The sequence below is a fragment of the Saccharopolyspora terrae genome, from assembly GCF_004348435.1.
GTDB classification, from domain to species: Bacteria; Actinomycetota; Actinomycetes; order Mycobacteriales; family Pseudonocardiaceae; genus Saccharopolyspora; species Saccharopolyspora endophytica.
In genome coordinates this window covers 34,999-57,052 of the sequence record NZ_SMKS01000010.1, presented here as the reverse complement: position 1 = coordinate 57,052, position 22,054 = coordinate 34,999, and the positions used below count along the sequence as shown (strand labels likewise).

Below are 22,054 nucleotides of genomic sequence, written 5' to 3'. Positions count from 1 at the left end.
GCCGGTGTCCGCACTACCCCTCGCGATCGATGAACGCGGTCAACGCCTCCGCGACCGCGTCAGGCTGCTCGTCAGGGATGAAGTGTCCGGAACACGGGATGACGACACCCGTCACGTTGTCCGCCCAGGGGCTGATGGAAGCGGCCATGTCGGGGATCGAGCCGTGGGAGCTGGAGATTCCCAGGACCGGGACGCTCAAGTGCCCTCGACCGAGAGCATCATGGTTCTTGCGCGCCGAGTCCGCGGCGTCGCGGTAGTAGGCGAGTGACGCTCGGAGACCGCCCTCGGCAGCGATGGCGGCGGCGTAGTGGTCGATCTCGGCACTGCCGAACGCGTTCGGGGACAGTGCTTTGACCCTCAAGAACCAGTCCACGTAGTCGCGCTCGCGACCGGCGAGCAATGCCTCGGGAAGATCGGGCACCAGGTGGAACGTGAAGTGCCAGGTCTTCCAGGCCCGGTCGGGATCCGTTGGAATGGCGTCCGGGAGGCTGATTCCGGGGATGCCGGCGTCGAGCAGTGCGACACCGTGCAGGCGCTCTTCGTGCTCGAGGGCTAGCGAGAAGGCGACCCAGGCCCCGATGTCGTGGGCGACGAGCCAGTACTTCGGCACGTTGAGCGCAGTCACCGCAGCCTGGACGCGCGAAGCGACGGTGTGCGTGTCGTAACTGTCGTGCGGGCGGTCGGAGTGGCCTTGTCCCGGCAGGTCCATCGCGATCACGTGGAATCGCTCGGCGAGGCGCGGCATCGCTTTGCGCCAAGCCCACCAGGTCTGCGGGAACCCGGCGAGCAGGACGACGGTGGGGCCGGTCGGCTGACCGCCTTCCACGGCATGAAGCCGGACGCCGTCCGCGTCGACCCAGCGGTGGGTGAATCCCGCGAGGTCGTGCAGCGGCAACCCGGAGATCGAGTTCTGGTCGCGAGAGCGGTTCGCGTCGGTCGCGGCGTCGGTCATGTCTCAAGCCTAACGCATCTTGGACCGACCAGTTCAAGATATGATGGGCAGGGCACAACGGCTTGATTCGAGAACGAGGTACGCGCGTGATGGCCGGGAAGAAGCAGTTCGATGTGGACATCGTGCTCGAAGCGGCGATGATCCAGTTCTGGCGAGCCGGGTACGCCGACACCTCGCTCGACGACCTCTCCAGAGCGACCGGGCTGAACCGCAGTTCCATCTACTCCTCGCTCGGCGACAAGGACTCGCTCTACCTGCGCTGCCTGGACCGCTACGCCACGCGCTACGGGGGCAGGTACGACCAGGCGCTCGCGAGTGCGGCCGAGGAGCCGCTGCGGGCGATACAGGAATTCTTCGAAGTGACGCTGCAGCGCATCGCTGACCCCGATCTGCCGGACGGATGCCTGGTCGCCCAGACCGCGATGGCGATACCGGTGCTGAGCCCTGACATCGCCGCGCGCGCTATCGAAGCTCTGGGCCTTCAGCGTGCGCGCCTGCGGACCGCCTTGAACTCCGCGAAGTTGGCCGAGGGCGACGCCGACGACTTCGCCGTTCACATCGCGGCGGTCAACCAGTCGCTGGCCGTGATGAGCAGGGCTGGGGCGAAGCAGGAACAGCTCCGCACGACGATCGACATCAGCATGAGCGCGCTCTCGCAGGCGTTGCACGCCCGGAGCTAGAGCCATGAGTTGAGAGCTCGTTGGCGGTCGAGGTTGGTCTACCTGGACGTGGCGAGATCGACGAGGTCGAGCACGTGGTGGGCAGAACGATCTCGGTCGGCAGCGCCCGCACCTGGAGATTCATCCCAGCCCGCTGAGGAATACCCACACCGATACCACGTGCTTGCTCGGCAGGGTGGGTGATATCACGCTCGGTAGCAATCGCGGGCCGAGTTGACACCGGAGCAGTAGCCCTCGCGGCGTCGATGATCTGATGGCCGCACTTTGCGACCTTGTGTCGCATTCGCGAACTATCGCGTGCCTCCTACCGGCAGTACCGTCGTGTCCGACGCCAGCCCCAGCGCGTTGGGAGTCGAAGATGACCAAGGTGGATGACGTTCACCAGGACGAGGCGCGGGTCAACGCCGAGCAGGCTCGGCAAGTGGCTGAAGAAGCCCGCGAATCACGTTGGGACCGACCGAGTTTCGGAAAAGAATTGTTCCTCGGAAGGCTGCGGATCGACCTGATCGACCCGCTTCCCGCGAGCGAGACCTCGGTCGAGGGAGAGGCATTCCTCGACCGGCTGCGCGTGTTCTGCGAGACGAAGGTCGACGGGCAGCAGATCGAGCGCGACGCGCGGATCCCGGACGAGGTGATCAACGGCCTGAAAGACCTCGGCGCCTTCGGCATCAAGATCCCCCGCGCCTACGGCGGTCTCGGCCTACCCGCGGTGTACTACCACCGCGCGCTGATGCTGGCCGGCACGGCCAATCCTTCGATCGGCGCCCTGCTGTCGGCACATCAGTCCATCGGCGTGCCGCAGCCGGTCAAGATGTTCGGGACCGAGCAGCAGAAGCAAGAATTCCTGCCGCGCTGCGTTCGCGAGATCACCGCATTCCTGCTGACCGAACCCGACGTCGGCAGCGACCCGGCGCGGCTGGCCACCAGCGCAGTCCCGAACGCGGACGGCAGCAGTTACACGCTCAACGGCGTCAAGCTCTGGACGACCAACGGCGTGCTGGCCGACCTGCTCGTGGTGATGGCGCGGGTGCCCGAGTCGGAGGGACACCGCGGCGGCATCACGGCTTTCGTCGTCGAGGCGGATGCCGAGGGCATCACCGTCGAGAACCGGAATGCCTTCCTCGGGCTCCGCGGCATCGAGAACGGCGTGACCCGGCTGCACGACGTGGTCGTCCCCGCCGCCAACCGGATCGGCCGCGAGGGCGACGGGCTCAAGATCGCGCTCAAGACGCTCAACACCGGACGGCTCTCGCTGCCCGCGCTGTGCACGGCGGCATCGAAGTGGTCCCTGCGCATCGCCCGCGAGTGGTCCTCGCAGCGCGTCCAGTGGGGTCGGCCGATCGGTGAGCACGAGGCCATCGCGGGCAAGATCGCGTTCATCGCGGCCACGGCGTTCGCCCTGGAGGCCGTGCTGGAGGTGTCCGGTCGCCTGGCCGACGCCGACCGGCACGACATCCGCATCGAAGCCGCACTGGCCAAGCTCTTCAGCACGGAATTGTCCTGGCAGGTCGCTGATGAGCTCGTGCAGATCCGCGGTGGCCGCGGCTACGAAACAGCGGAGTCGCTGGCCGCACGCGGCGAGCGCGGGGTGCCCGCCGAGCAGATGCTCCGGGACCTGCGGATCAACCGGATCTTCGAGGGATCCAGCGAGATCATGCGGTTGCTGATCGCCAGAGAAGCGGTCGATGCGCACCTGTCGGTCGCCGGAGACATCATCGATCCCAAGGCCGACCTGCAGCACAAGGCGCGTGCCGCCGCCCGCGCGGGTGCTTTCTACGCACGGTGGCTGCCGAGCCTGGTGACCGGCAGGGGCCACGTGCCCGCCGGCTTCGGTGAACACGGGCCGCTCGCCGAGCACCTGCGCTTCGTCGAACGCGCGAGCCGGCGCCTCGCCCGGCAGATCTTCTACGGCATGTCGCGCTGGCAGGCCCGGCTGGAGCACCGCCAGTTGTTCCTCGGCCGCATCGTCGACATCGGTGCCGAGCTGTACGCGATGAGCGCCTGCTGCGTCTACGCCCGTTCGGACGGGCGGGACGAATCAGCGATCGAGCTGGCCGACGCCTTCTGCAACCAGTCCCGGCGTCGCGTCGAGCAGCTGTTCGGGCGGCTGTGGCGCAACACCGACGCCGACGACCGGGTGATCGCCCGCCAGGTGCTCGAAAACCGTTATCAGTGGCTGGAGCACGGCGTTCTCGACGCGTCGATCGACGGCCCGTGGATCGCCGAGACGCAACCTGGACCAACACAGCGCCAGAACCACCGGCGCATCGTCAGCGGCTAGACCAGGCCGGACACCCATCGGGATCTCCGCGTTCCTCGCGCCACGAGCGAACTTGTACGGGGCGAGGGCGGAGCTTCTCGGTGGTGAAGTCCAGCGTCCCAGGTGCGAGGTGATGTCGCGCTTCACCGAGCGTTAATGGGCGAAGTCCTGCTCCTCCAACGCCTTTCATGTCGCGTCCCACCGCACCACCCCACCGCGAATCTATCTGCCCGCCGCCGGGAACCCGGCGTGCTGCACGCGGAACCCGTGGTCGACCGGCCCTGCAGCACCTCCCACTGTTCGCCCCAGTTGCTGGGTGAATCCCACTGCACGTGCCCTGAGTAGCGCCAGCCCACACGTGCCGGTGAATGAGCGAGCGGGCGCGGCCGAGAACTGCTGGACTTGATGCGTTCCGTCGGGTGTGGACCCGAAAACCTGTGAAGGAGTGACGATGTTGCGTGCACTGATGATCGTTGGTGTGACCGCTGCTGCCGCGATGGCCGGTCTGTTCTATCTCCGATCCAAGAAGCAGCCCTGATCACAGGGCAAACGTGCGGTACCTCTGCTCCGGTTGTCGGCACGGACATCCGTCTCGCAGCCAACGCCGTGTGCGAAGTTCTGAGCGTTCGCTCTCCTGCCGAGTCCGCGCAGGACCCGATCGCCCGCCGAGCACGTGAGGCGTTGATACCGCCCTGCGCCGCGCTCACCACGAACAGCGCCGCGGCGCAGGGCGCGCACGACTGAACCGACAGCCAACCCAACCCTGCGGGTGGGCAGAAACCCGCGTATGCCTTCCACGTTCGAGCGCGCGCAATGGATGGATAGCGCCGGCCAAGCCTATGATGACCTCGCCGACCGCGGGCAGAACATCATGGGCGGAGCCACGCAGGAAGTCCAGCACCGGGCCGGCCAGGCAGGCGAACAAGTCCGTCGAATCCCCGGCGTCGCACAGGCCGAAGGCGCCGTGACCGGAAGGATCGTCGACGCAGACCAACTCCCGATCGCCGATTACGACGACCTCCCGGCGGGAGAAGTCGTCCACCGACTGCAGGGTTTGTCCCGGCGGCAGCTGCACATGGTCGCAGGCTACGAAAAGCGGAACCGGGAGCGCACCACCGTGCTCAGGCGCATCGACGAACTATTCACCAAGGCCCCGGCCACGACGACCTGACCGACGTTCCCACTTCGGAGGTCGAGACCGAGGTGTGCCAACTCCGGCGCGATACCGGGCCCAGACCCTCGCCGCCCAGACTCCAACAGCTTGCCGGACCGAGTTCAGTTCTCAGGCGGCCCACTTTCGGTGAACCTCCGCGTTCCGCGGTTCAACCGACGCACGCCGTTGCGGCTGCCTTCACCGGAGAACCGCAGAGGAATCCCGTGGCGAGGACAGCTGCGGCGGTGCCGGCCGGCACCGCCGCAGCTTCGAACCGCTCCTAGCGCAGGGGAACCGCGCCGATCATCGGCTCTCGCTCCGGGTGGGTTCCGCGCTCACCACGGCGACCTCGCCGTCCTGCGGGACCTCCTCGGGTGGCGCTGCGTGCGCACCGGAGCGAGCACTGGTCGGGCCGTGCTCGTCCCGGAGGGTCTTGTAGAACGCCGCGCAGATGCCGACCAGGATGATCGCGAAGGGCGTCCCGGTGAGCACCGAGGCCTTCTGCAGCCCGTCGAGGCCGCCGGACACCAGCAGCACGGCGGCGACCCCAGCGAGCAGCACGCCCCACAGCAGCCGCACCCAGGTCTTGGGGTTCGGCTCGCCGCCCGTGGACAACTCGCCCAGCACCACCGTGCCCGCGTCGGCGCCCGCCACGAAGAACACCCACAGCACGATCAGCGTGATCACCGACATGATCCCGGCCATCGGGTACTGCTGGATGAACACGAACATCCCGGCCGCGGGGCTCTGCTGCACGGTCTGCGCGATGTCACCGGCCAGACCGCTGCGCGCCAGCTGCAGCGCGGCGCCGCCGAACACCGCGATCCAGATCATGCTGACCAGGCTGGGCACCAGCACGGTGGCCGCGACGAACTCGCGGATCGTGCGACCGCGCGAGATGCGCGCCATGAACAGACCCACGTACGGGGCCCAGGCGATCCACCAGGACCAGTAGAAGACGGTCCAGCTGCCCATCCACCCGTCATCCGGGCTGAAGGCGTCCAGCCGGAAGCTCATCGGGACGATGTCGCCCAGGTAGGCACCGAGGCCCTCGGTGAAGGCGTTGATCTGGGTGATGCTCGGGCCCACGACGAAGTAGAAGATCAGCAGGACCGGGGCGATGAGCATGCTGATGTTCGACAGCCACTTGATGCCGTGCTCGATCCGCGTCGTCGCCGAGCCCATGAACGCGGCCGTGGTCAGGGCCAGCACGATCAGCTGCACGACGATTCCGGTGGGCAGCCCGAAGGTCTCGCCCAGTCCCGCGGTCATCTGCAGGCCCGCCTGCCCCAGCGCCACGGCGATGCCGAACACCACCGCCAGCACGGCCAGCACGTCGATGACCTTGCCCAGCGGTCCGTCGACGCGATCGCCGAGCAGCGGCCGGAAGATCGCGCTGAGCAGTCCCCGCTCCTTCTTGCGGTGGGTGAAGTAGGCGACGGCCAGGCCCGCGACCGCGTAGATCGCCCACGGGTGCAGCGCCCAGTGGAAGAACGAGTACTTGATCGCCACCCCGGCGGCTTCGTCGCTGCCGGGCGGAGCGAGGCCGAAGGGGACGTCGACGTAGTGCGACAGGGGTTCTGCCAGGCCCCAGAAGATGATCGCCGGACCCATCCCGGCCTGGAACATCATGGCGAACCAGGACATTCGGCCGAACTCCGGTTCGTCTCGATCCGCTCCGAGCTTGATGCGCCCGTAGCCGCTCAGCCCCAGGTAGATGACGAACACGAGGAAAAGGTTCGCGGTGAGCAGGAAGAACCAGCTCAAATCCGATACGACGTGGTTGAACAGCTGCGTCGTCACGGTCCCGAACCCGGTCGGGTCCACCGCTCCCCACAGGACGACCAGCGCCGAAACGGCCATCGATACCGCGAAAACGGTATGATTCGTCGCCCGCTTGTTCTGCGATTTTTTCATTGTGAAACCCTGATTCACCAGCTTGGAGAACTTCGGCACGAGCGGAATGCTCGCCACTCCCGTTGGGAACGACGAGTTTCGACAGGCGTGATGAACCTCCTCACAGGACACCCGCACCGGGCGTCGCCGGCTGTCGATGCGCCGGCATCACGACTTCATCCTGCGCCGCGGACTCAAGCTCGGCGCTGCCCGCGCCCAAAGCGATGTGCCACGTCCCGCACCGTGGCAGCAGGACCTCTTTCGTTGTGTGCTTCCGCAGAGGTTCTCAGCTGCGCACCGCTCGATCAAACGGATCGGGAAATCTGGCTAGACGAATTTTGAAAGGCTCCGATAAAGAGCCTCTATCAGGGCTGCCAGTCGGCCATGGCCATCCCCTCCGGCCCGACGGACGCGAACGATGACCTTCGACTCTGGTCCCGTGCCCGCGCTGGGGCTGGACTGAAGCTGGACGCGATGAGACGGGGGTGATCAGTCGTGGTGAGGTTCGACCCGATGGGGCCTGCCGGGACCGAGGCGATGGCGGACCTGGCGGCCTTTCCACTGGTGGACGCGCTCTTCGGTCGACGCTCCCGGCGCTTCGCCGTGGGCGACGAGATCCCCGACGGCCCCCTCGCCTACCGCTCCCGGCACGAACCCCTCTCGCTCACGGAGCTCGAACGGATGCTCGTGCTCAGCGCGATGGGCGGCACGACGGGCTGGCACTACTCGATCACCCGGCACGCCCGCTACGCACCGCACGTCTCCAACTACGCCGGAGCCGCCGCCGGGCGCACCTTCCCCTCCGCAGCCGGGTTCCACACCGCCGAACTGTTCTTCACCGACGATTCAGGGCTCTACTACTTCCCCACCCGCGATGCCGGTGCCCTCGTCGACCCGGCGGTCGAGGAGGTCACACCGGAGCTGATGGTCGAACGCCATCGCGAGCGGTCACACCGGCTCTCGACCGGCAGGCTGTACCTTCCCGCCGAGGAGCCCTACCTCGAGGGGCACAACACCTGGTGCGTCAACGTTCCCGGTTCGCTGCTGGTCATCCCGGTGGCCGACCTGGCGCAGCACCTGATCGCCGTGCTGTGCTTCTTCGCCCAGAACGGCTACGCGGTCTACGACGACATCAACAACCGCAGGATTCCCGGACTCGGCGAGTTCAGCGGACTGATCGACGTCGACGAGCCGTTCCCGCTGACCTTCACCGAGCAATACGCGCTCACCGAAGCCACGGCCGAGTTGGCGACCGCCTGCTACGCGGGTGTGCTGATGCTGCAGGCGATGGGACTCGGCGGGTGGATGTTCGACGGGATCGACCGATTCTCGATGCTCGGCGCCTCGGGCAACCCCGACGTACCGGGGCTCGGATTCCGCTACGACGAGGACGAGCGCTGGTCGACGCCCAACCCCACCGGCCGCGAAGGGGTCTTCGAGGCCTACTGCCCACCGCACCACCACGACATGAGGGCAGCGGTGGACGCCTTCGCCGAACGCAAGTTCGGTCCCGGCGGCCCGTTCCACCGAGACACGCCAGGCGCCTGGACCGACAGCCCCGGATTCCGCGCGAGCGCCCAGGTGCACGACGACGCGTTCAAGGCCTGCGTCGGACTCCAGGCCCAGTACATCTTCGACACCTTCGGCAAGTTCCCCGCAACGGTGCCGACGGTGTTCATCCTCAACTACGTCCAAGCCCACCACCTCGACCTGGACTTCTACGACCACTTCTTCAAACCCGGCGCCTACCTGCGCACGCACGCCACCCACATGCGCACGTGGCACGACCACGAATCCCGCTGAGCCTCGGAGAGCGCACCGGCGCGTGAGCACGTCGCCGAGCCCGAGCGCGAAGATCCGCGCCATGGCGCCGATGAACGATCTCCGATCGGCGACTCCTTCGCCATCGGAATGACTGAATCCGCTTAGCAGAGCGCTTCTCACCATCATCGACCGGTCGAGGAATGTTCATGGCCCGGGCGCTCACCGGACACCGCTCACCCCATAGGTTTCCCGACTTCCGCAGCGCTTTCCGCCTGCGGCTCACCCTGTTCCGGCTTCTGACTGAAGGAGAACGCCGTGGAACGTCGGGATTTCCTCCGCGCCGCCGTCGTCGGTGGCACTGTGGCGACCCTGGGATTCAGCGTCACCCGCGAATCCATCGCCTATCCAGCCAAGACCGGCCCGAGCCCCTACGGAGCCCTGCAGGCCGCCGATGCCAACGGGATCGAGCTGCCCGCAGGCTTCACCAGCCGCGTGATCGCCCGTTCCACTCACGCCGTCGCCAACGCCGGCTACACCTGGCACAGCGCCCCCGACGGCGGTGCGTGCTTCGCAGACGGCGCCGGATGGATCTACGTCTCCAACTCCGAGATGAGCAGCGGTGGAGGAGGAGTCAGCGCCATCCGCTTCGACGCCAGCGGCAACACCACCGACGCCTACCGCATCCTGGGCGGCACCACCCGCAACTGCGCCGGAGGACCGATCCCCTGGAACACCTGGTTGTCCTGCGAGGAGACCGACTTCGGCTACACCTGGGAAACCGACCCCTGGGGAGTCAAAGCCGCGGTGCGGCGCGACGCCATGGGCCAGTTCACGCACGAGGCCGCCGCCTGCGACCCCGACCGCAAGGTGATCTACCAGACCGAGGACACCAGCGACGGCTGCTTCTACCGGTTCATCCCCACCACCTGGGGAGGCCTGTCCGCCGGCGGAACCCTCCAGGTCCTCGTCGAGAACGGGACCGCCCTGTCCTGGGTGAACGTTCCCGACCCGGACGGCAGCCCCACCCCCACCCGCGACCAGGTCACCGGCGCCAAGATCTTCAACGGCGGTGAAGGCGCCTTCTACCGCAACGGCACCTGCTACTTCACCACCAAGGGCGACAACCGCGTCTGGGCCTACGACGCGGCCAACAACCAACTCCACGTCGCCTACGACGACAACCTCACCAGCAACCCGCCGCTGACCGGCGTGGACAACATCACCGGTGCCACCGTCGGCGACCTCTACGTCGCCGAGGACGGCGGCAACATGGAAATCTGCATCATCACCCCCGACGACATCATCGCGCCGTTCCTGCGCGTCACCGGCCAATCCGCCTCCGAGCTGTGCGGCGTGGCGTTAAACCCCGCGGGCAACCGCATGTACTTCTCCTCGCAACGCGGCACCAGCGGTTCCAGCAGCGGCGGCATCACCTACGAGGTCACCGGCCCCTTCCGCACCTCACTCTGACACGCGCGCAGGTCGCTGGTGCCACAGCTGTCGCCACCAGCGACCTCTTGCTTCCCACTCGCGTCGGTCAGCAGGTCCGTCCGGCAGCAGCCCTTCGCCGAAGCACCGCAGCCGAGCCGCGTCCGACGCTCTGACCCAATGCGCACGACCGGCCTTCTCACCAACGCCTTCCAGTCCATCGACCACCTCCGCCCGGTACCCGGATTACGGCCGTAATCGGAGACCCGATTACGGCCGTAATCCGGGTCCGCCCTCTCGCACAGCGCCTGGCCCACCTGGCGCTCCGGTCGTCCGCACGCCCTGTCGTTGATGCGCTCACCAGCGAAGTTCGACCGTCGGGAGAAAGTGTCTCCGCAATCGCGGATTTATGGGGTACAGTCTGTTCCTGTTACTTCGAGTACCACGAACTGCGGAGGTGCGCATGACCGCCGTCGGTGTTGCCGGCCAGGGCGCTGAGCAGGACTTCTCCAGCCGACTGCTGGAGTCGTCGCAGACGCTCTCCTACGACCCCAGCACGGAAATCGACTGGGACGCACCGCTTCCCGCCGACCAGTACGGGCTGAACCCCGAGTGGAGCACGCTCTACGGCACGCCGCTGTGGGACGAGCTCACCGAGCAGCAGCGGATCACGCTGACCAGGCACGAGGTCTGCTCGATCATGAGCACCGGGATCTGGTTCGAGATGATCCTGCAGCAGATGATCCTGCGCGACCAGTACGTGCAGGACCCCGCGAACTCGGAGTTCCAGTTCGCGCTGACCGAGGTCGCCGACGAGTGCCGGCACTCGATCATGTTCGCCCGCATCTGCCAGAAGCTCGAGGTCCCCGCCTACTTCCCCAGCAGGGTCGTCATCGAGCTCGCACGCGGGCTGAAGAGCCTCGCAGGCGGCGAGGTCGCCTACGGCGCGGGCCTGGTCGCCGAGGAAGTGCTCGACGTCATGCAGCGCGACTGGATGCGCGGCGAGAACGTGCTCGACATCGTGCGCACCAGCTCCAAGATCCACGTGGTCGAAGAATCCCGGCACATGAAGTTCGCCCGGGAGGAGATCAAGGAGCACATGCAGGGGGTCGGTCGGATCAAACGCCACCTCAGCGCCACCGTGATCTCCATCGCCGCCTACGTCATCGTCAACGCGCTGGTCAGCCCGAAGGTCTACGCCGCGGTCGGGATCGACACCGAGCGCGCGCTGGCCGAGGTCAAGGCCAACGAGCACCGCAAATCGCTGATGCGCAACGCCAGCTCGGGCCTCATGGAGTTCCTCGACGAGGCCGGCCTGCTCACCCCTCCGGCAATCGCCTTCTACAAGCGCGTGCACATGTACTGAGCACACGGTCCTGCGCGCGCCGGCGTCCCCGCTCCACGGGCCCGCCGGCGCGCTGACCGACTCGGCTCTGCCGTCCGCGTGTTCTTCCCACGGCCCATGCCTGGCGACTCCGCGACACCATCCACTTTCAGCGCCTCAACCACCCACAGTGGACCAACGTCGCAGCAACCAAGAGCGGATCCAGAGGAACACCGCCAGATTGGGCCACCAATCCCAAAACCCTCTCATCCGGCTGCCTTTTCCATCCGGACACCTCCAGCTGCGTGGAGAGCTCATGACCGCGGATCTTCAGGTGCCGTGCAGTTCGTCGAGGAGGGTGAAGCCGTCCTGGATCCACGCCAGTTCGGTGCGAGCGCGCGCGATCAGGCCGTCGTAGGCGTAGATCTTGTAGCGGACGGACAGCTCGGCCTCGCGCTCGTCCAGATCGGCGATCCGCGCCGCCAGGGTGGGGTGGGTGCGGTCGGCGAGGGTCGCCCGGGTGCTCTCGAGCGTCGCCAGGTGCTCTTCCCAGTACGCCTGCTGCTGCCGCAGCTGCTCACGCACCGCCGCGGGGTCGGCGAAGTCGAAGTACGCGGCCTTCAGGTAAGCGGGATCCCGCTGCCACTGCGGCACCAGGGGTGATTCCATCCACTCCCGGAACTCGGCGAGGCCCGCGTCGGTGACGTGGTACTCCTTCTTGGTCCCCTTCTTGCCCCAGGGGACCTCCACCGAGGTGAGCAGCCCGTCGCGCTCCATCCGGTTGAGCGCCGGGTAGATCTGCGAGTCCGGGGCGTGCCACACGTGCGCGACCGAGCGGCTGAAGCTCTTCGAGATGTCGTAACCGGTCATCGGACGACCCGTCAGCAGCGCGATCAGCGCATATCGCAGCGACAAGATGGCCTCCCCTCCTGGTCGGCCACGCTATCCACCCTTGCCAACTCACTATATCCATAGATAGCTTGTGGCTCACGCAACAGATACCTCTCTTCATAGGGAGTTGGCCAATGACGCTCACACCCCCCGCACCGGTGGACACCGCAGCACCGACCACGGCCGCGGCGAAGATCTTCAACCACCCGCGCAACGCCTGGTACGTGGCCGCCTGGGATCACGAGGTCACCGGCAGGCAGCCCCTGGCCCGCACGGTCGCCGGTGTGCCGCTCGCGCTGTGGCGCAACGCCGAGGGACGCGCCGTCGCGCTCGCCGACGCCTGCTGGCACCGGCTCGCACCGCTGTCGCAGGGCAAGATCCTCGGCAACGAGCTGCAGTGCCCCTACCACGGCCTGCGCTACAACTCGACCGGTCGCTGCACCGGCATGCCCGCGCAGGAGACGATCAACCCGAGCGCGACCGTCCCCTCCTACCCCGTCGTCGAGCGCTACCGCTACGTCTGGGTGTGGGTGGGCGACCCCGACCTCGCCGATCCGGCCACCGTGCCCGACATGCACCAGATGGACGACCCGTCCTGGGCAGGTGACGGCGAGACGATCCACGCCGACTGCAACTACCAGCTGGTCCTCGACAACCTGATGGACCTCACCCACGAGGAGTTCGTGCACTCCTCGAGCATCGGCCAGGAGGAGCTCTCCGAGTCCGAGTTCGACGTGACCCACGAAGGCGACACGGTCACCGTCACCCGCTGGATGCGCGACATCGACGCCCCGCCGTTCTGGCTGAAGAACATGCGCGACAAGTTCCCCGGTTTCGAGGGCAAGGTCGACCGCTGGCAGATCATCAGGTTCCAGGCTCCGGGCACGATCTGCATCGACGTCGGTGTTGCCAAGGCCGGCACCGGTGCGCCCGAGGGCGATCGCAGCCAAGGCGTCAACGGGTACGTCATGAACACGATCACCCCCGAGACCGACCGCACCTGTCACTACTTCTGGGCGTTCATGCGCAACTACTGCCTCGACAGCCAGACCATCACCACCCAGCTGCGCCAAGGCGTGCACGGCGTCTTCGGCGAGGACGAGGACATGCTGCGCGCTCAGCAACGCGCCATCGACGCCAACCCGGATCACGAGTTCTACAGCCTCAACATCGACGCGGGCGGGATGTGGGTCCGCCAGATCCTGGAGCGGATGCTGGCGGCCGAGGGGCGGCCGTCGGCGGCTCCCGCTGCGGGTAGGGGTGTCTGATGGCGGCCCACTCCCAGTCCCGCTGGCAGCGGGCGCAGGTCGTCGAAGCCGACCTCGTGGCCGACGGCGTCCGCCGGATCGTGCTGGAGGTCGAACACCCCGAGCACGCGGCGCCCGGTACCCACGTCGACGTCGCTCTGCCCGTCCACGGCCGACGGCAGATCCGCTCCTACTCCGTCGTGCGATCCGTGGACGGGGGCCGCAGGCTCACGCTCAGCGTGCAGCTCGCCCCCGCTTCCCGAGGTGGTTCGGAGGCCATGCACGCCCTGGCCGTCGGTGACGAGCTCACCGTCACCGGGCCGGTGCAGAGCTTCCCGCTCGCGGTCGGCGCCGGTCGTTACGTCCTGGTCGCCGGCGGCATCGGCGTCACCGCACTGGTCGCGATGGCCTCGGCACTGCGCCGCCGCGGCGCCGACTACGAGCTCGTGCTCGTCGGCCGCAGTCGTCGGGTCATGGCTTATCTCGACGAGCTCAGCGCCGAGCACGGCGATCGGCTCCGGGTGCACGTCGACGACGAAGCAACACCGTTGTCGGTACCCGGCCTGGTCGGCGAGATCGCCGCGGCACCGAACGCGGCCACGACCGAGCTCTACATGTGCGGCCCGCTCGGTCTGATGGACGCGATCAGGTCGAGCTGGACCGAGCACGGGCTCGCGCAGACCAACCTGCGGTTCGAAACGTTCGGCTCCAGCGGCCGGTTCGAGGCCGAGGAGTTCCTGGTCCGCCTCCCCCAGCTCGACCGGGAGGTCGCCGTCGCACCCGACACCTCGATCCTGGACGCCCTGAACGCGGCCGGGATCGACACGCTCTCGGACTGCCGCAAGGGCGAGTGCGGACTCTGCCTGGCCAAGATCGTCGAGGTCGAGGGCACCATCGACCACCGCGACGTCTTCCTCAGCGAAGCGCAGAAGCAGCGCTGCACGAACCTGTGCCTCTGCGTCTCCCGCGCCGCGGCCGGCCACACCGGCGACCGCGCATCCGTCACCCTCCACCTCACCTGATCCGGGCGCAACGGATCCCTCACCACTGGATACCTCAATGACCCTCACGGCTCGCATCGGCGCGGCGCCCATGTCCGGCTACCAATGGCTGATCGTCGCGCTCTGCACCTTCATGAACTGCCTCGACGGCTTCGACGTCATGGCGGTCGCGTTCACCGGCCCCTCGGTCACCGAGGAGTTCGGTCTCAACGGTTCCCAGTTCGGGCTGCTGGTCTCCGTCGGTCTGATCGGGATGGCGCTGGGTTCGATGCTGCTCGCACCCTTCGCCGACCTGATCGGGCGTCGCCCGCTGATCCTGATCAGCCTCGTGCTGGGCACGATCGGCATGTTCGGCGCCGCGATGGCCCCCTCGGTGCTGGTGATGGGCCTGTTCCGGCTCGTGACCGGCATCGGCGTGGGCGGCATCCTGGCCAGCACCAACGTGATCGCCAGCGAGTTCTCGAACACGAAGAACCGCGGGCTCGCCATCGGCATCTACACCGCCGGGTACGGCATCGGCGCGACGCTCGCGAGCCTCGTCGCGAAGACCACGGTGGGCGGTGACTGGCGGATCGTCTTCTACGCAGGCGGTTTCGGAACTCTGCTCGCCCTGATCGTCATCGCCGTGCTGCTGCCCGAGTCGATCGCCTTCCTCGAGCAGCGTCGTCCCCGCGGCGCCCTGGAGCGCATCAACAAGACCCTGGCGCGCATGCGGATGGACGCCATCAGCTCGTCCGACCTCGACCAGGCGAGCGCCGCCCGGAAGGACGCCGGACAGGCCGGTTCGGGTTGGCTGAAGCAGCTGCTCGCGCCCACGATCCTGCTCTGGATCATCTTCATCACCATCATGTTCGGCTTCTACTTCGTCAACAGCTGGACCCCAACCCTGCTCGCCGAGGAGGGGCTCTCGAAGAGCGCTGCGGTCACCGCCGGAATGGCGATCTCGATCGGCGGCACCGTCGGTTCCGTGCTCTACGGCCTGGCCGCCCGGCTCCGCCCACCGCGGGTCGTGCTGATCGGGTTCTCGCTGCTGTCGGCCGCCATGATGGTCGTGTTCATCCTGAGCACCTCGGTCCTGTGGCTCGGGTTCGGGATCGGCGTCATCGTCGGCGCGCTGATCAACGGCTGCATCGCCGGTGCCTACACCGTCGGGCCACCGCTGTACCCGTCCCACGTCCGCAGCGTCGGCATGGGCTGGGCGCTCGGCATGGGCAGGATCGGCGCCATCCTCTCCCCGACCATCGCAGGGCTGCTCAAGGACGCAGGCGCCTCGGCGACCCAGCTCTACGTCGGAGCCGCAGCAGTCGTCGCGCTCTGCGCACTCGCCCTGGTCGCGGTGCGCAAGCACGACCCGGACTCCACCCCAGCCGCCGCGGAACCGGCCACCGCCTGACACATCGTCCGGGACATGCGACCCGCACCGAGGTTCGGGGGGCGACTCCGACTTGAGGAGCCGCCCCCCGACGTACGGACAGATTCAGCAGGTGTGGTCCACCGGGTCGCCGCAGGCGAACGCACCGGTGTGCGTGCTGGGCTGCTGCACCTGCACGGAGTCGTCGAGACCGACCTGGCCACTCACTGCGCGGCCTCCGGCACGAGCTCGGCCAGCAGGGCGCGGACGCGCTGGTCGATGTCGTCGCGGATCGGCCGGACGGCGTCGACGCCCTGTCCGGCGGGGTCGGCGAGCTCCCAGTCTAGGTAGCGCTTGCCGGGGAAGATCGGGCAGGCGTCGCCGCAGCCCATGGTGATGACGACGTCGGCGGCTTCGACGGCGTCGGTGGTGAGCTTCTTCGGGAACTCCTGCGACAGGTCCAGGCCGAGTTCGTTCATCACCTCGACCACGGCCGGGTTGACCGTCTCAGCCGGGGCGGAGCCGGCCGAGCGGACGGCGACCTTGCCCTGGGCGTGGTGGTGCAGCAGGGCGGCGGCCATCTGCGAGCGTCCGGCGTTGTGCACGCAGACGAACAGGACCTCGGGGGTGGAGGACACGGGGACTCCTCGGTTCTCGGCGATGTCGGCCAGCCGCTCGCGGGCGTAGCGGGTGGCCACGGTGGTCAGGTGGGTGTGCACACGAGCGGTGGAGGCCAGCTCCCGGTAGGCCTCGGAGACCACGTGGTGGATGGCTCCTCGGCGAACACACCCCGGAACTGCGACCGCAACTCGGCGGAGGCGTGGTCGAGGAGCACGGCGACCTGGTCGTCGGTCGGCCGGTGTTCCTCGGCGTCGTGGTGGCTAGGTGGTGGTGCGGGCATGGTCGGCCTCCGCGGTACTGGAGGGACGGTTGAACCGGTGTCGAGCGGCCAGCGAGACGTAGACCAGGCCGACCAGGACCGGCACCTCGATCAGCGGACCCACCACACCGGCCAGAGCTTGACCGCTGGTGACGCCGAAGGTCGCGATCGCCACGGCGATGGCCAGCTCGAAGTTGTTGCCCGCGGCGGTGAACGACAGCGTCGCGGAGCGCTCGTAGTTCAGGCCGATGGCCTTGCCCAGCCCGAACGAACCCGCCCACATCACCGCGAAGTACACCAGCAGCGGCAGTGCGATCCGCACGACGTCCAGCGGGTTCGAGGTGATGGCCTCCCCCTGCAACGCGAAGAGGATCACGATGGTGAACAGCAGCCCGTAGAGCGCGACCGGACCGATCTTGGGCAGGAACCGGGACTCGTACCACTCACGACCCTTGGCCCGCTCCCCGAACTTCCGCGTGAGGTAACCGGCCACGAGCGGGATGCCGAGGAAGATCAGCACGTTCTTGGCGATCTCCCACGCCGAGACCTCCAGCCCCACCTGGTCCAGGCCCAGCCACCCGGGCAGCACCGACAGGTAGAACCAGCCCAGCCCGGCGAACGCGATCACCTGGAACACCGAGTTCAACGCGACCAGCACGGCGGCGGCCTCGCGATCCCCGCAGGCCAGGTCGTTCCAGATGATGACCATCGCGATGCAACGCGCCAAGCCCACGATGATCAGACCCGTCCGGTACTCCGGCAGGTCGGGCAGGAACACCCAGGCCAGCGCGAACATCAGCGCCGGGCCCAGCACCCAGTTCAGCACCAACGACGAGGCCATCAGCCGCTTGTCGCCGGTGACGGTGTCCAGCCGGTCGTAGCGGACCTTGGCCAGCACCGGGTACATCATCACCAGCAGCCCCAGCGCGATCGGCAGCGAGACGCCATCGATCTGCACCGCGTCCAGCGCCGATCCCAGCCCGGGGATCCAGCGGCCGGCCAGCAGGCCGAGGACCATCGCCGCGCCGATCCACACCGGGAGCAATCGGTCCAGTGTGGACAGCTTCGCCACGACGGCGTTGTCCTGCGTCTGCGTCATGCCGTCACCGCCACGTCCTGAGCCGGGGCGAGCGATTCCGACAGCAAGCGCAACGTGTCGGGCTTGACGCGGTAGTAGATCCACGTCCCGCGCCGGTCGCCCTCGATCACCCCGGCCTCGCGCAGCACCTTGAGGTGGTGCGAGATCGTCGGTCCGGACAGCTCGAAGGCGTCGGTGAGGTCGCACACGCAGGCCTCGCCGCCGGCGTGCGAGGCGATCAGCGACAGCAGGCGCAACCGCACCGGCTCGCCGATCGCCTTGAACACCTTGGCGAGGTCAGCGGCCTGGTCGACGGTCAGCGGCTCCCGCATCACGGCGGAGGCGCACGGCTCGGCCTCGTCCCGTGAGACGATCAGGACGTCTTGTTTCGGCATGCGTCTAACTTGACATCCATCAAGATAGGAACGCAAGCTCGACGACAGGTTTCCCGTCGCGCTGTGAGCGGTGCCTCACGGCACGGGTGTTCGCCTCAAGTGCAGGCAGGTCAGGAGGTCGTGGTGCCCGAGGCCCGGGACGTGGTGGTGATCGGCGGCGGGCAGGCGGGCCTGGCGGCCGGGTACTTCCTCCGCCGCGCGAAGCTGGATTTCGTCATCCTCGACGACCAGCCCGAGCCCGGTGGGGCCTGGCGTCACTGCTGGGACTCGCTGCGGCTGTTCTCGCCCGCCGAGCACAGCCCGCTTCCCGGCTGGTGGATGCCTCGCCAGCCCGGGGAGGAGTTCCCCACCGCCGACCACGTCGTCGGGTATCTCGCCGAGTACGAGCGGCGCTACCAGCTGCCGGTGCAGCGGCCCGTGCGCGTCGACGGTGTCCACGACGCCGGTGCGCGGCTGGCCGTCGACACCGACCGCGGGACGTGGCGGGCGCGCGTCGTCGTCAGCGCCACAGGAACCTGGAGCCGACCGCACCTCCCCTCGTACCCGGGAAGCGAGGTCTTCGCCGGGCGGCAGTTGCACGCCGAGTCCTACCGGTGCCCGAAGGAGTTCGCCGACCAGCACGTCGTGATCGTCGGAGGCGGCAACTCCGCAGCCCAGATCCTCGCTGATGTGTCCACCGCGGCCGAGACGACCTGGGTCACCGCGCGGCCGCCGCGATTCATGCCCGACGACGTCGACGGCCGGGTCCTGTTCGACGTGGCCACTCAACGCGAGGCCGCACGCCGGGCGGGACTGCCCGACGACGGCGGAAGCCGGCAGCTGGGCGACATCGTGATGGTCCCGAGCGTGCTGGACGCTCGTCAGCGCGGCGTGCTGCACGCCGAGCCGATGTTCGACCGGCTCACCGAGCGCGGCATCGCCTGGGACGACGGCCGAGAACTCGACTGCGACGCGATCATCTGGTGCACCGGCTTCCGCCCCGCGCTGCACCACCTCGCGCCGCTGGGCCTGCGCACCGAGAACGGGACGGTCCCGACCGACGCCACGCGCAGCGTCGCCGAACCACGGCTGCACCTGCTGGGTTACGGGGACTGGACCGGGTGGGCCTCGGCCACGCTGGTGGGCGCCGCGCGGACCGCGAAACCAGCGGTCGCCGACATCGCACAGCACCTCTCGCAGGCCGTCGGCTGATGGGTCACGTGGCGGGTCGGTGGCCAACGCGAGCGCAGCGCTCAGTTCGGAGTGCATGCGGTCAGCGCTCAGCGGCTCCGGGCGCCGCCAGCTCGGCGGTCTGCTGGGGTGCGGCGCAGCAGCCGCCGCTCTGCTCAGTCTCGGGCTCGTCGAACAGCCCGGCCCCGCCGCACACCCCCGTCTCCGGCAGGACGAGCTCGACCCGCTCGGCGGACTCGGTGTCGCCGGCGATCGCGGCGGCCACGCTGCGGACCTGCTCGTAGCCGGTCATCGCCAAGAACGTCGGCGCCCGGCCGTAGCTCTTCATGCCGACCACGGAGACCCCCGGCTCGGGATGAGCCAGTTCCTTGGCCCCGTGGGGGTAGACGGTGCCGCAGGAGTGCAGGTTCGGATCGATCAACGGCGCCAGCGCGGTCGGCGCCTGCAGCACCGGGTCCAGGCCCAACCGGATCTCCGAGAGCCAGGACAGATCCGGCCGGAAACCGGTCAGCACCACGACCTCGTCGACGGGCTCGCTCTCGTCCCCCTCGAACGACGTCAGCACCAACCGGCCATCCCCGTCGGCCTCGACCGCAGCCGTGCGAAAACCCATCACCGTGCGGACGCGTCCGGCATCGACCGCTTGCTTGGCGCGCAGCCCCAACGCCCCGCGCTCGGGCAGCTGATCGGCCTCACCGCCACCGAACACATCCCCCGAGCGACCCCGGCGCAGCACCCACACGACCTCCGTACCCGGTGCCTCCTCGGCCAGTCCGGCGAAGGCCACCAACGCGGTCAGGGCCGAATGCCCGCTGCCGGCCACGGCGATGCGCTTGCCCGCGAACCGGGCCCGGACCTGCGCATCGGAAACGTCGGGCACCTGGTAGCTGATCCGCTCCCGTGCGGCGCGCTCCCCCACCGCCGGCAACCCGTCGCCGCCCAGCGGGTTCGGGCTGCCCCACGTCCCGGAGGCGTCGATGACCGCCGAGGCGGTGATCCGCTCCTCGCCGAGGGCGGTCTCGACGTGCACCGTCAGCGGCTCGGACTCTCGTCCGGCGTCCACGACCCGATCCCGGCCGCGGCGAGCCACGCCCACCACCCGGGAACCGAAGCGCACCCGCTCCCCCAACGCCGCCGCCAGCGGCCGCAGGTACCGCTCGACCCAGTCCGCACCCGACGGGTACGTCGCCGCATCCGGCGCCTGCCACCCCTGCCGTTCCAGCAACCGGGCGGCGGCCGGGTCGATCAACTCCGACCACTGCGAGAACAACCGCACGTGCGACCACTCCCGCACAGCGGACCCGGCTTCCGCCCCCGACTCCAGCACCAACGGCTGCAGACCGCGCTCCAGAACCTCCGCAGCCGCCGCGAGACCCACCGGGCCCGCGCCCACCACCACGACCGGATTCTCGTCCACGACGAACCCCTCTGCATCGATCAGCTTCGATGAAATTGCCTCGACTGTATCGACGCCCATCGATTGACGCAAGCATCGATCCGGGTCGATACTTGGGAAGCGGGGACACATCGAGCCGACATCGATCAGGCCGTTCGGGCGCTTCCAGCGTCGCCGCGGCGAAGAGGGGATCGACGATGAGCGAACAACCTGCAGAGCTGCGCGACACCGTCCGACAGCGCTACGCCGCCGCAGCCACGGCAGCCGGCCACAGCGACACCACCGATGGCTGCTGCGGCCCGGCGCAGGTCGAGGTCGGCGACGGCTTCGGCTCCAGCCTCTACGCGGCATCAGAACGCCAACAGCTGCCCACCGCGGCCATCGCGGCGTCTCTCGGCTGCGGCAATCCGACCGCGGTCGCCGAGCTGGGCGAAGGGGAACGCGTTCTCGACCTCGGCTCAGGCGGCGGCATCGACGTGCTGCTGTCCGCCCGCCGCGTCGGCCCCACCGGCAAGGCCTACGGCCTGGACATGACCGAGGAGATGCTCGCCCTCGCCCTGAGCAACGCCGAGAAAGCGGGCGCCACCAACGTCGAATTCCTCAAGGGCACCATCGAGAACATCCCGCTACCGGCGAACACGATCGACGTCGTGATCTCCAACTGCGTCATCAACCTCTCCGTCGACAAGCCCGCCGTGTTCGCCGAAACCTTCCGCGTCCTCACCCCGGGTGGACGCATCGGCATCACCGACGTGGTCGCCGAAGACCATCTCGACCCTCGGGCACGGGCCGACCGCGGCTCCTACGTCGGCTGCATCGCCGGAGCCCTCACCTTCGCCGAATACCACGAACAGCTACGGGCAGCGGGTTTCACCGAAGTCGAGATCACCTCGACCCACCAGGTCGCCGACCACATGCACTCGGCGATCATTCGCGCCACCAAACCCGCCATGCCGGAAACAGAGGACGCCTGCTGCGGCGTGACCGCGTGCTGCACACCCGCAGAACAGGCCGCCGATCCGCGAACCACGATCACCGAAGCCAAGGACGCCGCAGGCTGCGCCTGCCGGGACGCCCGCTGAAGCACAGCCGCAAGCGATCGAGCTCAGCCGATCCGGGCGTGAGCTGTCGCAAGCGGGAGCCACAGTGCTGTGCCGCGAAGTGGCTTGCTCGGCCGACGCACACCCG

General features: G+C 68.2%; 18 protein-coding genes. 11 read left to right on the top strand and 7 right to left on the bottom strand.

The annotated features are described in order from the left end of the window. Positions 1-13 precede the first annotated feature (13 nt). The gene (locus tag E1181_RS09140) at positions 14-952 is read right to left on the bottom strand and encodes an alpha/beta fold hydrolase (RefSeq protein WP_132673539.1); all 939 of its coding nucleotides are present in this window, start codon (positions 950-952) and stop codon (positions 14-16) included. A gap of 89 nt (positions 953-1,041) precedes the next feature. On the opposite strand from E1181_RS09140, the gene E1181_RS09135 reads away from it, so the two are divergent. The 3 genes from E1181_RS09135 to E1181_RS09125 all read left to right on the top strand — a co-directional run bounded on the left by E1181_RS09135 (position 1,042) and on the right by E1181_RS09125 (position 5,063). Continuing rightward, on the top strand, positions 1,042-1,632 hold the full coding sequence (locus E1181_RS09135; protein WP_165944565.1) for a TetR/AcrR family transcriptional regulator: 591 nt from the start codon (positions 1,042-1,044) through the stop codon (positions 1,630-1,632). Positions 1,633-1,990: 358 nt separating this feature from the next. Further along, positions 1,991-3,913 carry an acyl-CoA dehydrogenase family protein gene (locus E1181_RS09130; protein WP_132673537.1) on the top strand — a complete coding sequence of 641 codons (1,923 nt, stop codon included), beginning with the start codon at positions 1,991-1,993 and terminating at the stop codon, positions 3,911-3,913. Positions 3,914-4,679: 766 nt separating this feature from the next. Next, complete coding sequence (locus E1181_RS09125; protein ID WP_207922070.1) at positions 4,680-5,063, top strand: hypothetical protein; 384 nt, start codon at positions 4,680-4,682, stop codon at positions 5,061-5,063. Positions 5,064-5,348: 285 nt separating this feature from the next. Here the strand turns inward: E1181_RS09125 and E1181_RS09120 are convergent, their stop codons facing one another. Then, positions 5,349-6,962 (bottom strand): BCCT family transporter, encoded by a 1,614-nt coding sequence (locus E1181_RS09120; RefSeq protein ID WP_132673536.1) that lies wholly within the window; start codon positions 6,960-6,962, stop codon positions 5,349-5,351. A 474-nt stretch (positions 6,963-7,436) separates the two neighbouring features. Here E1181_RS09120 and E1181_RS09115 point away from each other — a divergent pair, with 474 nt between their 5' ends. The 3 genes from E1181_RS09115 to E1181_RS09105 all read left to right on the top strand — a co-directional run bounded on the left by E1181_RS09115 (position 7,437) and on the right by E1181_RS09105 (position 11,499). Beyond that, positions 7,437-8,744, top strand: coding sequence for a hypothetical protein (locus tag E1181_RS09115; RefSeq protein WP_235876642.1), 1,308 nt, complete (start codon positions 7,437-7,439; stop codon positions 8,742-8,744). A gap of 276 nt (positions 8,745-9,020) precedes the next feature. Next, on the top strand, positions 9,021-10,175 hold the full coding sequence (locus E1181_RS09110; RefSeq protein ID WP_132673535.1) for an alkaline phosphatase PhoX: 1,155 nt from the start codon (positions 9,021-9,023) through the stop codon (positions 10,173-10,175). A 421-nt stretch (positions 10,176-10,596) separates the two neighbouring features. Then, complete coding sequence (locus tag E1181_RS09105; protein ID WP_132673534.1) at positions 10,597-11,499, top strand: AurF N-oxygenase family protein; 903 nt, start codon at positions 10,597-10,599, stop codon at positions 11,497-11,499. A gap of 288 nt (positions 11,500-11,787) precedes the next feature. On the opposite strand, the gene E1181_RS09100 is transcribed toward E1181_RS09105, so the two are convergent. Then, a complete protein-coding gene (locus tag E1181_RS09100) occupies positions 11,788-12,372 on the bottom strand; it encodes a PadR family transcriptional regulator (protein ID WP_132673533.1) in 585 nt (194 codons plus the stop codon). A 110-nt stretch (positions 12,373-12,482) separates the two neighbouring features. Between E1181_RS09100 and E1181_RS09095 the strand changes: the two genes are divergently transcribed. The 3 genes from E1181_RS09095 to E1181_RS09085 are packed head-to-tail and all read left to right on the top strand — an operon-like array spanning position 12,483 to position 15,989. Then, complete coding sequence (locus tag E1181_RS09095) at positions 12,483-13,616, top strand: aromatic ring-hydroxylating dioxygenase subunit alpha (RefSeq protein ID WP_132673532.1); 1,134 nt, start codon at positions 12,483-12,485, stop codon at positions 13,614-13,616. Then, the gene (locus E1181_RS09090; protein ID WP_132673531.1) at positions 13,616-14,617 is read left to right on the top strand and encodes a PDR/VanB family oxidoreductase; all 1,002 of its coding nucleotides are present in this window, start codon (positions 13,616-13,618) and stop codon (positions 14,615-14,617) included. The genes E1181_RS09095 and E1181_RS09090 overlap by 1 nt, the downstream gene beginning before the upstream one ends. A 37-nt stretch (positions 14,618-14,654) precedes the next feature. Then, on the top strand, positions 14,655-15,989 hold the full coding sequence (locus E1181_RS09085) for an MFS transporter (RefSeq protein ID WP_132673530.1): 1,335 nt from the start codon (positions 14,655-14,657) through the stop codon (positions 15,987-15,989). 182 nt (positions 15,990-16,171) lie between these two features. On the opposite strand, the gene E1181_RS09080 is transcribed toward E1181_RS09085, so the two are convergent. The 3 genes from E1181_RS09080 to E1181_RS09070 form a co-directional block, all read right to left on the bottom strand. Beyond that, positions 16,172-16,708: an arsenate reductase ArsC gene (locus tag E1181_RS09080; RefSeq protein WP_235876641.1), complete on the bottom strand. Its 537-nt coding sequence runs from the start codon at positions 16,706-16,708 to the stop codon at positions 16,172-16,174. A gap of 120 nt (positions 16,709-16,828) precedes the next feature. Further along, complete coding sequence (arsB, locus tag E1181_RS09075; RefSeq protein ID WP_132673528.1) at positions 16,829-17,926, bottom strand: ACR3 family arsenite efflux transporter; 1,098 nt, start codon at positions 17,924-17,926, stop codon at positions 16,829-16,831. Beyond that, positions 17,923-18,300, bottom strand: a complete 378-nt coding sequence (locus E1181_RS09070; RefSeq protein WP_132673527.1) for an ArsR/SmtB family transcription factor — start codon at positions 18,298-18,300, stop codon at positions 17,923-17,925. The genes arsB and E1181_RS09070 overlap by 4 nt, the downstream gene beginning before the upstream one ends. Positions 18,301-18,399: 99 nt before the next feature. On the opposite strand from E1181_RS09070, the gene E1181_RS09065 reads away from it, so the two are divergent. Further along, positions 18,400-19,491, top strand: a complete 1,092-nt coding sequence (locus tag E1181_RS09065) for an ArsO family NAD(P)H-dependent flavin-containing monooxygenase (protein WP_235876640.1) — start codon at positions 18,400-18,402, stop codon at positions 19,489-19,491. 61 nt (positions 19,492-19,552) lie between these two features. Here the strand turns inward: E1181_RS09065 and E1181_RS09060 are convergent, their stop codons facing one another. Beyond that, complete coding sequence (locus tag E1181_RS09060) at positions 19,553-20,887, bottom strand: NAD(P)-binding domain-containing protein (RefSeq protein ID WP_132673526.1); 1,335 nt, start codon at positions 20,885-20,887, stop codon at positions 19,553-19,555. Between the two features lie 176 nt (positions 20,888-21,063). On the opposite strand from E1181_RS09060, the gene arsM reads away from it, so the two are divergent. Further along, entirely contained in the window at positions 21,064-21,948 is an 885-nt protein-coding gene (arsM, locus tag E1181_RS09055) for an arsenite methyltransferase (protein WP_132673525.1), read from the top strand. The last annotated feature ends 106 nt before the right edge of the window (positions 21,949-22,054 follow it).

Coding starts and splice junctions, on each gene's coding strand:
- E1181_RS09140 (WP_132673539.1), bottom strand. CDS start 952: ATGACCGACGCCGCGACCGACGCGAACCGCTCTCGCGACCAGAACTCG.
- E1181_RS09135 (WP_165944565.1), top strand. CDS start 1,042: ATGGCCGGGAAGAAGCAGTTCGATGTGGACATCGTGCTCGAAGCGGCG.
- E1181_RS09130 (WP_132673537.1), top strand. CDS start 1,991: ATGACCAAGGTGGATGACGTTCACCAGGACGAGGCGCGGGTCAACGCC.
- E1181_RS09125 (WP_207922070.1), top strand. CDS start 4,680: ATGCCTTCCACGTTCGAGCGCGCGCAATGGATGGATAGCGCCGGCCAA.
- E1181_RS09120 (WP_132673536.1), bottom strand. CDS start 6,962: ATGAAAAAATCGCAGAACAAGCGGGCGACGAATCATACCGTTTTCGCG.
- E1181_RS09105 (WP_132673534.1), top strand. CDS start 10,597: ATGACCGCCGTCGGTGTTGCCGGCCAGGGCGCTGAGCAGGACTTCTCC.
- E1181_RS09095 (WP_132673532.1), top strand. CDS start 12,483: ATGACGCTCACACCCCCCGCACCGGTGGACACCGCAGCACCGACCACG.
- E1181_RS09090 (WP_132673531.1), top strand. CDS start 13,616: ATGGCGGCCCACTCCCAGTCCCGCTGGCAGCGGGCGCAGGTCGTCGAA.
- E1181_RS09085 (WP_132673530.1), top strand. CDS start 14,655: ATGACCCTCACGGCTCGCATCGGCGCGGCGCCCATGTCCGGCTACCAA.
- arsB (WP_132673528.1), bottom strand. CDS start 17,926: ATGACGCAGACGCAGGACAACGCCGTCGTGGCGAAGCTGTCCACACTG.
- E1181_RS09070 (WP_132673527.1), bottom strand. CDS start 18,300: ATGCCGAAACAAGACGTCCTGATCGTCTCACGGGACGAGGCCGAGCCG.
- arsM (WP_132673525.1), top strand. CDS start 21,064: ATGAGCGAACAACCTGCAGAGCTGCGCGACACCGTCCGACAGCGCTAC.